This is a genomic window from Mobiluncus curtisii subsp. curtisii ATCC 35241 (assembly GCF_000146285.1).
Taxonomy (GTDB): Bacteria; Actinomycetota; Actinomycetes; order Actinomycetales; family Actinomycetaceae; genus Mobiluncus; species Mobiluncus curtisii.
Window position 1 is genome coordinate 1,373,544 of record NZ_GL385912.1, and the last position, 15,826, is coordinate 1,389,369.

Annotated in this window: 1 protein-coding gene; it reads left to right on the forward strand. The window is 55.2% G+C overall.

Annotated elements, in window-relative coordinates; genetic code table 11:
* Positions 1-566 precede the first annotated feature (566 nt).
* A complete protein-coding gene (locus tag HMPREF0574_RS06040) occupies positions 567-15,683 on the forward strand; it encodes a VaFE repeat-containing surface-anchored protein (protein WP_004007833.1) in 15,117 nt (5,038 codons plus the stop codon).
* Positions 15,684-15,826: the final 143 nt, after the last annotated feature.

Sequence of the window (15,826 nt, forward strand, 5' to 3'; positions counted from 1 at the left end):
TGGTTCATATCTCGCGTCTTGTGCGATTTCTAATCTAAAACTGTAACGGTCTGAGACTGAAGAAACCCTGGAAATGTCAGCTTGCGTTTCGCGTACTGCTAGGGCAGGCATTATGTGTGCGACTGCGCAGGTGTTTTGACCAGGGATTAACCACGCGTCGGTAGTTTGACGCGGTATAGAGGGCAAAAGGGTGGGGATCGGCACTCGCTCCCAGGTTCAGGTGCCCTTTTTAAGGTTTCTTTCAGGTTTGCGAAAATTACTGGGCAGATTTGCAGAAAACCGCTGTTTTTACCGTTTATTTGCCGTTTTTCTACCTGCGCTCGAGGTGACAAACTCAGCTTGACATTCTTAAAAGGGGCTGAAAACTGTCATCAATTTTCGCGAAATTTGCGCTATTAAGCTGAGTTTTCCTAAAGCAAAACGGGGGTTTACCGAACGGCTTTGGAGCAATAGTGAGATTGTCAGCACAATCCTGGAAGTACTCTTGGAGATAGCTGGGAAAGCTGGTACTCTTAATTACTGTATATAAGCAGGTGTAGTGTCCCCAAAAGGGCTCAGACCGAAAAATGGCTAATTATATGGAGGTATTTAGCATGAGTGCTATAGCCAAGGACCCGCGGCAAAACCAGCCGGGAAAGCCCACCTTAGTGAGCTTTAAGCAAAAAGGTAAAAAGGGTCGGAACTGGACCGCGGGGGTGATAGCTTCTGCTATTGCCGTGGCGTGGGCAGTCGGCGGTTTGGTCATGCCCTCCCTGGCGGCGACACCGACCGCCCAGGCTTCGGTAAAGCCCACGGTGAACGTTTCGCCCGATGCCAACTTTAATATGGGCACGAACGGTAACGTACGCTACCGGTTGGCATATACCGGACAGCTCTTTTCGACCAAAGACCCGCAGGAAGCGGCGGCGCATTATGGTGATACCGCCCAGGTCGGGGATTTCACAGCTCACTACCTGCCTAAAGAATGTATTACGAAAGCCAATCGCTTTGATACTATGGGCGATATGAAGGGCACCCCACGGTGGGATGGTTACGATGCTTTGGAACAGGTAGCTCCTGACCGTGGCAAAATTGCTCAGAAGCCACTAGGTCAGAACGCCCCGATGGGTTTTGGCGCGTGGGTTATCTTCCCCGGAAGCTCCTCCGCCACGTTGCCGTTTAACCCTTCCGGTTCTGCCAGTCGCGCGGCTACCTCCGACCGTTCCGCTGCTGAGCCTGAGGAAGACGACGCAGATACGCTCACCTTGAGCTTAGAGCCTATCGAAGGCGAAGCTGCGGAAACGGGTGCGACTCAGGCACGTATCTTTGGTAAGACTGCAGACCCTGCCGGGGACTCGGGTACCTCCACCGAGCCCAGCGGTGCTGGCAACGCTCCGCAGCTGCCTGCCAACCCGGAGGAACCCTCCTCAGCTCCGGAACTGTCTCCCGAATCTCCTGCCCCGGCAGCTGTGGGCGAGGATCGCGCGGCGAACCCCACCCCCACCAGGACGATTTTGTCTGGCGCGGTCCCATTTGGCTACAAGTTTGAGCCGACGATGAAAGAAATCAAGCTCAAGTTTGATCCCAGCGTCGATAAAGACACCGCCATTGCCAACTTCAACAAGCAGGTTGATGAAGCCCAAGCTGATGTGATGAATCAGCTGGAACAGTTTATGAATGGTAAGCCTTTCGATGCTCGCACCAAGAAAGCTATGGTAGATAACCTCAATCTGCAGTTTGATAACCTGCGTAAACAAGGGTTGGCATGGTTTGAGGAACAGTACAGCAAGCATCCCAGTGCCTCTAAGTTCCCCGGTATTAAAGCTTGTGAAGATAACGGACCTATCGTTCCCGTAGGTTCATTTATCTTGGTTAAGAACTGGACTGCCGCCACAAAAGGTGAACCCAATGTCTGGCAATGGGCGCGGAAGCATCGGAATGAAGGTCAGGCATATCATGCTGCGATCGATTTCCTGGCTTTGTACCCCAGTGACACCAAGAATTCTTTTAAGGTAGATGGACAGGCAAGCTTCTGTGTGGAGCCTTTCTATGGTTACCAAATTGGCAACCACAAGGTTTACACTGACCCATCTAAGTCCACGATTTACTGGGCGAAAGATAACCCGGAAAAGGCAGAAACCGTTAAGGCCCTGGCGTGGCATTACGCCAAGTACAATAGGGGCGCGAACTGGGGTCATTATCAAAACGCCATCTGGATGGTGATTTTCGGCATTACCGATAATGGGCGTGCTTGGAACCTTGACCAGATGTCATGGGGCGATACGGGAGTCACCGATGTGAAAGACCTCATCCAGCAAGCCCTCACTGCATACCAGCATCGCCAGGATGGAAACGTAGTTAAGGCTCTGGAAACTATGCACCTCGATCAGGTGTCTCTGCAGCCGGCAAATGATGGTAGCTCGCTGTTGACTGTCCAGTTGAACGATTACAATCCGAACTCGACCGAAGGTCGGATAATTGGTGACCAGGTGTACCTCACGGTGCAGGGTGCTACCTATGCTGATGGTAAGCCCATCCCCAATAATCGGATTAGCTTGCGGGAAGCATTAAACGGTGTAACCCTAAAGATTGCTAACCAAAACGCGTTTAAGATTTCCTTCGCGGGTTCGGTTAAGAACGTTGAGGATCCTTACTTTATTGATAATCCAAATGGACCTACGCAAGCTCAGGTCGTGGTGTTAAGGAAGGATCTCGACCTGTCCGGTTCGCTGGAAGTGAAGTGGACCTACATTCCGCAGCCGAAGCCTGCCATTTCCACCACCGCAAAGGTGAACGGAGCCGAGTCCGTGCCCGGTGGCGCGGAAACAGCGACGTTCTCTCGTGCTGACGAAGTCATCACCCTGACCGATGATGTGAAGTATGAAAACATTCCTGCTGACACGGGTATGAATCGTAAATACCTGATTGGTAGCCTCACGAAGGTCAGCGAGGGAATCGCTAAAAAGGTGCTCACCCAGGTTGCTGATGCCGACATTAGCGATCAGGGCACTGTGACCGGGCTGTTCCCCTATGAGGTGAAAGCCTCCGAGGTTAAGAAGGGCGATAGGTTCTATTATGAGGAAACCCTCGTCACTTCTGACCCGAAGTATGCCGGTGGTGAAACCGTTTTCACAAAGGGTTACGGTAAGCTCAACGTCATCGCCAAGCACACCGGCGAAAATGCTGATCAGACCGTGCTCATTGCAAAGAACAAAGCCGAACTGACCCTGTCTAAGGAAGCAATAGGTGCAGCTGATAAGGCTGATGGCAACGTGACTTTCCGCGTCAGCTGTGACGACGGTACTGCCGCGACACTCTACGCTCCGGCTCGGGGTGGTGTGGCTAACACAAGCCCCGCTTGGGCAGGATACCAAGCCAGCTCGATTGAAGTGACCCCCGGCGCTATCTGCACCGTGGAGGAAACCTACTCTCCGGCTCCGGTCGATTTGGCAACTGCCCCGCGCTGGGTTGGCGGCAATGCTGAGATGGTAGGTAGCCCTGTGCCGGTCAACCTGAACGGCAAGACTATTGGCTCGAAAGCCAAGTTTAAGATGGGCGACGCTGGTAACATCAACCTGGCGGTGACTAACACCTATCGGGAACCCACCGGTGGCTTTAAAGTTTTTAAGTATGTCAACAGTGATGGCAAGTTCGACGCCTACGCTGCAGCGAACGCTAACGGTGGCAAGTTCTACTTCAATTACCGGTGTGACCAAGGAATTGCTGGAAGTTTCGCGCTTCCCGAGGATCCTTCAACTGACGCGGATGGCAATCCGTGGAGCTACGAAGTAAAGGACTTGCCGATTGGTGCCCGATGCAAAGTGACCGAAATGAAGCCGAATGCTCCCAGCGGCTATGACGTCACGATTTTGAGTTCGGTCGGTGGTAAGCCCGTCCAGTCCAACACGGTGGCGCTCCGTCCGATTAGTAGCGATAGCACCAACCAGGTGTCGTTCATGAACCAGTACCTGCCCGCTGATGCATCCTTCAGCCTGCGCAAGATTGCCAGGTTTACCGATGGCAAGCTCATCAACGATAACTTTGCACTGCATTACTCATGCTCGGATAGGTCTGGCAAGACAGTGTCCGGTGACGTGACGGTGGCTGGTAACGGAGAAGCGGTCTCGGTAAAGGGTGTTAAAGCCGGTATGACCTGTACCATCACCGAGCCGCGGAAACCCGCTATCGAAAAAGCCAATTTCAAGGATTTGTCTTTTGACCTGAGCGGTACGCAATACAATGTCAGCAACTCTGAACGCCTGGAATTTGATGTTCCGCGCAACCCGAACGCCGTCGTGCTGGTGACAGCTACGAACCTTTACGAACAGAAGGCTGGTTCGTTCACGTTGCAAAAGACAGTTAAGGCGGACGAGTCGAACCCGCTCAAGGGTACGGCGTTCACCTTCCGCATCAGCTGCGGTGAGGAAGATCCGTTTATCGTCAACCTGAAGGCAGGTCAGACCTGGACCTCGAAGTCCTACCCGGTCGGCACCGAATGCTTGATTCACGAGGACGACCCGTCCACCCCGGCGGCTACGAGCACGGTTTCCTACCGAGGCGCCATGTCTATGGGTGCGACTGACGCTGTGCTGACCATTAAGGAAGGCAGCGAGCCGGCAGTAAAGGTTGTGGCCACCAACACGGTGACGGTCAACTACGGCAAGTTCTCTGTTACCAAGAATGTTGACGGCGACGCCAAGGCTGAACCCGCCACCTTCGCTTTTGATTACAAGTGTAACGATGATGCTAAGACTAACGGCACCCTGAACGTGAAGGCTGGTCAAACCAAGACCGTTGACAACATCTTGGTCGGCACCACCTGCTACATCAAAGAAAAGCCGGTACAGATTGACGGCGTGACCGTTACCCCCTCCTGGGTGACGAATCTGCTCAACGGCACCGGGGTGTACGCAAGCTACAAGCAGTTCACTATCCCGCAGCCCCAGAATGGCAAGGAGCAGGTGCTGCAGCTGGAAGCCAAGAACACCTTGGAATACGACAAGGCGAGCTTCACCATTAAAAAGGTCATCCAGGGCGGAGCAGTCTTTACCCCTGATGCCACCTTTAAGTTCACCTACAGCTGTAAAGCCCCGAACGGAAAGGTCTACACTCAGGCGACTCCGTTTGGCTCTCAAGCTAAGGCTAAGTTCATTGAAGTAGCCGCCGGTCAAGAATCAGCAGCTATCGTGGTGCCCCAGGGCTCCAAGTGTTCTGTGTCAGAGCCTCAGGCGCAACTGTACGTCACCAACCAAAAGCTGGTGAACAACCCGAACGCGAACCCGTTGAAGTACGTGTCCACTTCGTTCGTTCCGGAAGGCAAGGGTCTGACTTCAGGTGAACAAACCGTGACTGACAGCCAGACTTTCCAGTTTGCTGCCACCAACGTCTACACCGAAAAGATGACCGGCTTTAAGTTCTACAAGGCTGCCATCACGGGTAACAACGCTGGCAACCACACCGAACAGTTCTACTTCAACTACTCCTGCCAGACTCCGGCAGGAGAGGTTAAGAACGGTGTTGGATACGACCTGAGCGCCGGTGGCGACCCGGTCACCGTCGAGAACCTGCCCGTAGGCACCAAGTGTGTCGTGTGGGAGAAGCCTGCGGTTGCACAGGCTAACGAAAAGGTCACGACCAAGTGGACCGTGGGCACTGCTGAGCCGGTGGAAGGCAAGGACGTAAAGCCTTTCGACCACAATGCCCGTACCCAGGCCAACGGTGTTGCGTTCACTGTAGATCAGGAAAACCAAGCGCTGATGGTCGGTGCCACAAATGACTTCACGGTGCCCGACACCAAGCTGGTGGTCAGCAAGACCATCGTGGCTGGAGAAAACACCACCGTAGGCAATAAGGCGGTCAAGCTCTCGGCTACCTGTAAGTACCCGACTGATAACGCCGACCACGTAATCATGGACGGCAAGACCTTTAAGAACGGCGACCGTGCCGAGTTCACCACTGATGTGAACGGTGTGAAGATTCCAGTCGGAGCGACCTGTACCATCTCGGAATCTGAACCCAGTGCAAAGGTGGCTGGACACCTCTGGACTGTGCAGATGAAGGAAGGCAAGAACGTTCTTTCCGACAAGGCGACCGCTACGGTCACTTTGAATACCGAAAAGGGCCGGACCGTCGAGGTAGTCAACACTTACAAGCGCGAGCTGGGCAAGTTTAAGATTATTAAGTCGGTTACTGCCGCCAAGAACATCACAGTGAAGGAGTCTTACGACTTCACCTACACCTGTGCCGATCCGAAGGATGCCACCCAAAATGTAACCGGAAAGGTGACCGGAGTCACCGATAAGGGCTACAAGTTCGCAGAGAACATCCCTGTCGGTTACAAGTGCCACATCACCGAGGATCAGGCCGGTGCAAAGACTGAGGAAGGCTCGACCCTGTCGGCCACCCTGTCGGATAACGATTTCGTAGTCGAAAAGGACAAGGTTGTTCAGGTCAAGGTAGATAACGTCTACTCTGACGCAAATGGCAAGTTCAGGGTCAAGAAGGTGATTGCTAAGGATTCCACCGCGACGATTGTTGACGGCAAGTACAACTTTGAGTACTGGTGTGTGACCCCGGACGGATCCAAGATTGGTACCCAGGATGTTCCTAACAAGTTCAATATCGCGGCTGACGAGACCTGGACGTCCGGCAACCTACCCACCGGTTCTAAGTGCTACATTCGCGAGGTGACCCCGAGCGGTACCACCGCCGGCGTGTCTGCCGAAGTGTCCTGGTCGTTGGATGAATCTACGACTATTAAGGGCGTAGAGTCGACTCCTTACACTGCTGTCGGCGCTGAAGGTAACTTTGTGTTCGGTGCCGAAGGTACTACCGGTGGCAAGTTCACTATCGGCAAGGACGGTACTACTACCAGCCTGAACGCTACGAACAAGCTGATACCCAAGGAAGTCAAGCTGAGGCTGCAAAAGATTGCGGAAGCCACCTCGGCACACGGCAGGACCGACTACTCGCAGGCTAACTTCGAGAATATGAAGCAGTACGGCGAGTACTACCGTTACATGAACCGCGACTACGTGAATATGCACGTCACCTGCAAGAATGGTGCAAAGACCGTCGTTGATAAGACTGTCCAGGTGAATGTAAACGGCGATGCCCTCGACTTTGGCATGGTGCCTTACAACTCGAAGTGTACGGTCGCTGAGCTTGACGACGAGAGCTTTAACGACTGGAATGCTATGCAGTACGGTGGCTGGCGCCATAAGGCTGTGATTACGGCTACTGATGCCAATGGCAAGGCTCTGGCGAGCGAGGTTAACTACGCCTTTGACATGATGTCTTCCGATGGGGAACAGGCTGCCATCACGTTCGACATAACTTCCGAGGCTGATGTCTCCGTGTTGATGCGTAACCGCTGGGATTGCTTCGCCAGCATCGAATCTGTCCTGGACGCACCTGAGCACGAAGCAGTAGCCGACGGCAAGCGTGTTCTGAAGGACGGCATTAAGGTGATTAATGTCGACTCCGAAACCGGTCGGATTAAACTGACCGATACCGTGACTCTGAAGAACGTCACAGCTAACCGGACCTATACCGTCGTGGAACGCCTGTACTCCACCAGCAAGGCAGGGGACCGGAACCGCTTTGATCAGGGTTACCTCTCCTGGGAGAGCGAAAATGGCGAAACTTGGGATTACTATGCTGAGGAAGTAACTGTACCCGGAGGTGCGAGTGACTTCACCACGGATATTTCCTTCACCATTCCGGTTGAATTACTGAAGAAGCATCCCGAAGGGATTGCTGCCGGCATCATGGTATTCAACGGCGGTAACCCGATGAACCAGAACCAGGCATGTAAACGTTGCTTGGCGTACGGTTCCGAGCTGAAGCTGCCCGCAGGGCAATCCATTGTTCCGCAGTGGGCACCGACGATGAGCACAGTTGCCTACGACCGGACCACCGACTCACGAGTCTTGTCTACGAACGAAAAGGAAGTTCCGACACAGAAACTGACTGATAATCTCACCTACACTAAGGTTCCTGCAGGGGATTACTACCTGTACGGCCGCTTGGTGCAGACGGATGATACCAGTAAGTCTGTAGTGGACAATGCCAAGAAGATTACCGTTCCCGCGGGACAGAATTTCTTTGGCAAGAATCGTGTCGACAACGAGTTCAACCTGCAGACTTTCCAGCTGACTCCCGGTGCCGAATATGTGATGTTCGAATACATGCTGCCGGCTAATGTCGATGTGAACAGTCTCGCGGGCAAGACTCCGGCTGAGTTACAGGATATGTCTAAGGCAGCAAACCTGCCCTTCCACGCGGATGTAAAGGACATCTGCCAGAAGCTGTACACGCCGAAGTTAAAGACCAACGCGACAATCGACAAGCCCGTGACACCAGCGGCGACCGGTACCGTGAAGGTCAAGGATAAGGTCGACTACTTCAACCTCGTGGCAGGAAAGCAGTACACCTTGACCGGTACCTTGCATGTCAAGGCTGCTGATGGAACCGACGCTGGTGTGCTCAACGATCCAGGTGCGACCAAGACCGAAACCTTCACTGTTCCCGGTAAAGCCGGCACCTTGGTAAGTGGCAGCCACACGTTGACCTTCACCGTCAAGGCAGCCTCCCTAAAGACCCAAACAGTTGTGGCCTTTGAGGAAGTCAAGGATCGCGGAGTTGTCGTCGCGACCCACGCCGAGATTACCGATGAGGATCAGACGGTTTACAACCCGTCCATCGGCACGACTGCGAGCGTTAAGGACGGTGTCTCCGATGCTGCCAATACGCGCGCCGCGACTGTGGACATGACGAAGGCGGAGCTGGTAAAGGATTCCAAGACCAAGAAGGAACTCTCCGGCGTTGTAGTGACCGATAAGGTTGCCTACAACTCCATCGCTCCGGGCGAGTACGTCATGTACGGTCAGCTCATGACGGTTGGTGCCGATGGCAAGCTGCTTTCGCAGACCCCAGTGCAGACCGCGTTCCAGACGTTGAGTATCGCCAAGGGTGCATCTGCCAGTGGCACGATGGAACTCACCTTCCCCGGTGTGAAGGTCGTGAGTGGCGAGTCTTATGTAGTGTTCGAGAAACTCTACAAGGTCTCTGACTTCGATCAGACAGCAGGGAAGCCGAGCAACCCCAAGGCTACGGTGGCTGAGCACGCCGATCCGAAGGATAGCGCGCAGACCGTTTACGTCCCCGGCGTCACCACTGACGCCAAGGACGGCGATGGCGACAAGTACGTCGACCCAACCCAACCCATCAAGATTGTTGATACCGTCACCGGTTCCGGCTTGATTCCGGGCAAGGAATACACCATCGACGGCGAGTTGATGATGGCTGGTCAGAATGGCGAGCCGGTACACACCGGTGTGTTCAACAATGGCGGAGACGTCAAGGTTGTTGCCGACGCGAACGGTAAGTTCCAGAAGGACCTCACCTTTGAGATGAGCGTGGAAAAGGCCAAGGAACTCGGTCTGTGGGTTGACGAAAACGGTCAGCCTACCCCGACCGGTAAGGACCTGGTGGTCTTTGAAAACCTGAAGCAGGGCGGCAAGCCCGTGGCTATTCACCACGACATCACCGATGAGGCGCAGACAGTTCACTCCGGCTCAATGGGTACTTCCGCGAAGGACTCTGACGGGAACCAGACCATGATTCCTGGTCAAGAGAATGCGGTCATCACCGATACCGTGAAGTTCGCCGGTAAGTTCGAGCCGAAGCACAACTACACCCTGGTTGGCGAGCTGCACTACGTCACCACCAACCCGGACGGCTCCAAGACCGACGCCGGTAAGGTGCCGGGTGTAACCGTGCAGCCGGTACAGGTGACCTCTGACGCGAAGGGCGTCATTGGCAAGCAGACCATGAAGTTCACGGTTGCTGCTGAGAGCATCGTCGAGGGCAAGGACCTGGTGGTCTTTGAAACCCTGCACGATGGCACCGCCACCGGCAAGGTCGTGGTCAAACACGCTAACCCGAACGATCCGGCGCAGACCATCAATGTGGTAAAGAACTCCATTTCCACCACCGCTTATGACGGCGGTAAAGACGGTAAGGGCGCTGATTCGAAGGATAAGAACCTCGACAATTCGCATGCCAAGGTTGTGATTTACGACTTGGTCGATTACGAAGGTCTGCAGGTAGGCAAGGAATACACCGTAACCGGTGCCCTGCACTATCAGGCTGACGCCACGCTGGCGGATGGCACTCAGGTTCACACCGGGGATCCGATTGACGCTAAGTACGTCACGGTTACGCCCGCGAAGTTCACTGCCAAGACTCCGTCCTCAAAGGATCAGGGCGCAGTAAAGGCAATCGTGAAGTTCGAGGTGGATAAGGCAGCTTTGGCTACCGCTCCGGTGGTTGTGTTCGAAGACCTCCAAGATGGCACGGTAACCGTTGCTACCCACCATGAGATCAACGATGACTCGCAGGTCGTTTACAACCCGTCTCTCGACACTGTGGCGACCGTGAACGGTGGCAAGCTGGTTCAACTCAAGAAGGCCCAAAAGGCCGTTACGGTTGACGACGAGGTGACGATTACGAACGCCGCTCCGGGCACCTACACGCTGAAAGGCGCACTGATGTCCGCTGACGGTAAGACCGTCATCTCCACCAGCGAAGTCAAGAACGTCAAAGTCACGAAGGGCGAAGCTACTGTCCAAAAGGTGACCTTCCAGGTTCCGGCTAACCAGGTGAAGGCGGGCGCGAAGTTCGTCGTCTTTGAGGAACTGGTCGACGCCAAAGGCGTGGTGGTTGCAGACCACAAGGATTTGGCTTCTGAAGCGCAGACGGTGCGTGTTGGATCTCTGGAGACTACCGCTACCGATAAGGCAGACGGCGATCATGTCGCGGATAACACCAAGACAGTCACCATTGTTGACAAGGTTGACTACTCTGGTTTGAATCTCGACGCAAAGTACGCCGACGGTACCCCCCAGGCCTACCTGCTCTCCGGGCAGCTGATGGATAAGCAAACCAAGCAGGCCGTGCCGGGGCTGGCTCCGGTCGAACGGGTCATTGGTCCGGCAGGCTCGGTCTACCGTGCTGAAGGTCAGCCCGACCGCCCCGTCGAGAAGGTTATTACCTCCGGTACTGGCTATGAACTGCTCGAGTTCGAGGTTCCGGCTAACTTGATTCTGGGCAAACCGGTCGTGGTCTTTGAGACTGTCTACCAAGAAGGCAAGGAATACCTGATTCACCACGACATCAACGATGACTCGCAGACTGTCTGGTCTCCGAAGCTTGCCACCAAGGCTAGCGTCGAGAATGAACGCGGTCTGGTGATTGCCGACGCCAAGTCGACGGTCAAGGACACCGTGACCTTCACCGGTATGAAGGTTGGGGAAACCTACGTGGTCGCGGGTGAACTGTGGAACAAGACTCAAAACAAGTCGACCGGTATCAAGGTAACCTCTAAGCCGTTCAAGGCTGACAAGGCTAGCTGGACCGCGACAGACTTCATGACCTTCGAGGTTCCGGCTGGTACTGTGGCTGAGAATGACGAGCTGGTCGTGTTTGAGACTCTGTACCGCGGTGACAAGGTAACCAATAACCCGGCGTCTACTCACAAAGACCCGAATGACCTGGCACAGACGGTTGGTTCTGGCGTGAAGCCCGCCATTAAGACGGTGCTGAGCACGGACGGTAACCGTGTGGCTGGTGCGGATGTCCCGACCATCCCGGTCGACACGACCCAGCTGCTTGATACGGTCAGCTACGTTGGTTTGACTCCGGGTGTCAAGTACACCTTGAACGCGACGCTGATGGAAATCGGTCTGGACGGTAAGGTCAGCGATACCGGTATCACCGGCACCGCCACCTTCACCCCGACTGCGGCCAACGGCACGCAAAAGGTCGGTTACAACTCGTTCGACAAGGGCATCTTGAAGCCTGGATACAAGTACGTGGCTTACGAGACCCTGATTCGCAACGATAAGCCGAACGAACCTCCGTTGAAGCACGAGGATCCGAAAGACTCCGACCAGACGGTAAAAACCGACTATCATCCGAGTGTGGTGACCGACCTGACTCAGGACGGCTCCCAAGTCATCGCGACCGATGCGGCTCTGGATCTGCAGGATAAGGTGCAGATGAAGGGTCTCGTCAAGGGTGAGAAGTACGTGCTGGTTTCCCGCCTGGTGTACAACGCGGGACAGCCTAACGAAACGGTCGTAACTGACGGACTGGAAAAGTTCACCGCTGACAACGTGAACATGACCAAGGTCATCAAGTTCAACGTGACGACCGATCAGTTGAAGGCTCCGATGGCAGCCGCTAAGGCTGCAGGCAGCGAGCTGAAGCTGGTAGCTTACGAATACCTGACACGAGCCTCCCTTGTGACCGGTGATGATGCCACCATCAAGGCTAACGTTGCCAACATCACGTGGGATACTAAGCACGCAGACCCGAATGATGGTCGTCAGACCGTAACGGTCGTGGACGTGCCTCGGATTGGCACCAAGCTGCAATACGCTCAAGGTCAGAAGGTCGTTTGGGAAGGCGATAACGTCAAGCTGACGGACTTCGTTGAGTACTACAACCTGCTGCCTGCGACCGAGTACACTCTCAACGGTAAGCTCATGGGTATTGCTGCCGACGGTAAGGTCAGCGACACCGGAGTGGTGGGAACTGCTAAGTTCACCACGCCGAAGGCTGCCAATGGTGCTACCCGCGTGAGCGGAACTATTGCGGACAAGACTGCTGCGAAGGTCGAGTTCACCGTACCGTTGAGCGTCCTGAAGGCTAACGACAAGTTGGTTGCATACGAAGCGTTGCTGCTGAAGGGTCAGCCCGTGGCGGAACACGAAGATCCGAACGATGAAAACCAGACTGTAAAGGTCAAGCATCCTGGCGTGGGTACCCTTGCCAGTGTTGACGGCAGTACAAACCTGACGGTTTGGAAGGGCGTCAACAATGAAGGCAAGAAGGCTCCCGAGACCTACACGGTTCACGACGTAATCCGCATGGTGAACGTCGAGGAAGGCAAGACCTACGCTCTGGGCGGTCAAGTCTACAGCCAGATTGCTTACAGTAACGGTGATGAGACTGCCCTGGCTACGAACGCAAAGACCGTAAAGGTCACTGCGGATATGGCTAAGCCGGCGACTGACGCGGAAGAGGCTCAGTACGGTGCGGATGTCTTGGTTTACGAGACCAGCATGGACATCCCGGTCAAGGCTGCAGACATTAAGACGCATGGCGACAAGCTGGTCGTATTCGAGCAGCTGTGGGCGGAAGGCACGTACGAGAGCGCTGACGGCGGCAAGGTGACCCCGAAGGGTAACCACAAGCCGGTGGCTTCGCACAACGAGATTACTGCCGATTCCCAGTCCATCACCGTGGACATTCCCGAGTTCGGGTCCTTGACCCTGACCAAGGCTGTTACGGGTTGGGATGAGAACACCGCGAATGTCGAACGCACCAAGGCGACCTACCTGTTCACTGTCAAGTGTGCCCAAAAGGGTTCGGTTGACTCGATTACCCTGCACGAAGGTGAATCGCGCACCATCGACGGTATCCCCGTTGGTGACAAGTGCACCATCACCGAGGATGTCCAACATGCTGAGCTGCAAGCCGGCTTGAAGGACACCGTGAAGTTCACCGAGACCAACGGCGTCACCGTGGAATCTGTCAAGAACGGCGAGGGTACCGTGATAGTAGGTGGCACCTCTAACGGTACCGACCGCGTGCCGAACGTGACTGTGGTGGCGGACAACAAGTTCACCAACGAAGTCACCATCGGCACCATCACCACCGGTCAATTCGGCAAGAAGTCCAGCAACGGCGGTAAGATTACCGACCTGGTGAAGTACCAGAACCTGCAGGCCGGCAAGTACCTGTTGCACACCTACTTTGTTGAATACGACAGGGCGGGTCAGGCTCACAAGATTGACTACGTCCCCTCTGAGGTACGCGAGGTCACTGTTGAGGGTGGCTACGTACCGGGTGGTCACAGTGGTACTTGGAGCGTCGATATGACGGTTCCGACCGAGCTGACGCAGGCACACAAGACGGTTGTCGTCTGGGAAGACCTGTACAAGCTGCCGCAGAATGTGGACACCTTCACCACGGAGCTGTCTAAGCTGCCGACCGGTCGGACTGGTGCGGGCTTGATTGCCTCCCACCATGAGGACAATCTCGGTGCGGGCGCAGGTACGCAGTGGCTCGAGGTATCCACTTACTTCGGTGGATTCCAGGTCACCAAGGTGGTCAAACCGACTCCAGATTTGCCTGCGGACGTGATCAGTAAGATTCCGGCAACTTGGAACTTTACTTACGTGGCTAAACTGCCTGATGGCAAGAAGGCAAAGGAAGGCACCGCCCTGGAGGGTAACTTTAACCTGACGGTGGACCCGAAGGATCCGAGTAAGGCGGTCAGCCAGAAGTTCGACGGCTTCCCGATGGGCACGGAGATAACCATTACGGAAACCGACGCCAAGGCGCAGATTCCGACCCAAGCCAAGTTGAAGGTTTCGTGGAAGTCTGAAGGCTGGACTGATGCTGCTGAAGGTCCCACCAAGACCTTCACCATTACCCCGGCTGCCACCTTGAGTGTCACCGCTCTCAACGAGTTCAGCTTGGTCAAGCCGACCTTGGCTACCGTGGCTCGCACCGCGGACGATGGCAAGATGCTCAAGCCGAGTGAGGATACGGCTGTGGTCGATACCGTCACCTACACCAACCTGGTGCAAGGTCGCGATTACTGGCTCAAGACCGAACTGGTCTACGTCGACGGCACGCCTGACCCGAACGACAACAAACCGGTGCTGGGTGCTGACGGCAACCCGCTGGTGAAGTGGACAAAGGTCACCGCAGAAGGCGATAACAGCGAGTGGATCGTTGACAAGGACAACCCGATGGTGGTTCCCGCCAACGCTAACCCGGATGCTGACGTGGTATTCTTTGAATCCCTCTATGAGATGACGAAGGATGGCGGACAGCCCAAGGTTGAGGACAAGCCGATTGTGGAACACCGCGACAACGCTGATCCGAAACAGATCATCACGCGTCGTCCGGCTCTGTCTCTTCAGACCACGGCGGAGCTCTCCGGGGTCAAGTCAATCACCGCTGGTGAAGGTGCGACCGTGAACGATAAGGTGACCTACAGTGGCTTGAAGGCTGGTGCTGAATACACTTTGGTCGGTACCTTGGTCAAGAAGTCCGATGGCTCCATCGTTGGTTCGCCGGTGACCGCGGCTGGCTTGAAGGCTGAGGCTGACGGCTCCGGCAGCTGGAAGATGTCGATTCCGCTGACCGCGAAGGATACGGCAGGTTTGACCGATGGTGAGAAACTGGTGGTCTTTGAAAAGGCTTACGCTGGTAAGCTGCCTGAGGCTGGTACGGCTCCGGCTGGCACCTACACCCCGATTCTGGCTCACGAAGACCTTCAGGATGCTTCGCAGACCGTGAACGTGGTGAAGCCGACGACTCCGCCGCCGCCGTACACGCCTCCGGTCGAGTCTAAGACCACGACTCCTCCGCCTCCTCCGGTGAAGTCTGAGACGACGAAACCGCCGTCGACTCCGTCGAGTACTCCTCCGGATACTCCGCCAAGCATCCCGGTGGCTCCGGCTACCACCGTGCCGCCGATGCATCCGAAGGTACCGCCGACATTGGCTCGGACCGGTGCGCAGGCAGCAATCTTTGGTGGCTTGTCCATCCTGATGATTGCCGCGGGTGCAGGGCTTGGGTTGCTGGCAGCACGGCGCAAGCGCGAGTCTGAAGCGAAGTAGGCGACATAAGCCCTAGGCTGTAATACTGAAACGGCGAGGTCTCACGACCTCGCCGTTTCAGCTTGGGTGCGGCTTGAATCAGCGCTATACCTGCTGGAGTTGTAGATAAAGGGTGGAAATAGCGCCGTAGCTGCCAATAATGG

Bases quoted from the DNA above. Each gene is read 5' to 3' on its own strand.
- HMPREF0574_RS06040 (WP_004007833.1), top strand. From the start codon at position 567: ATGGCTAATTATATGGAGGTATTTAGCATGAGTGCTATAGCCAAGGAC.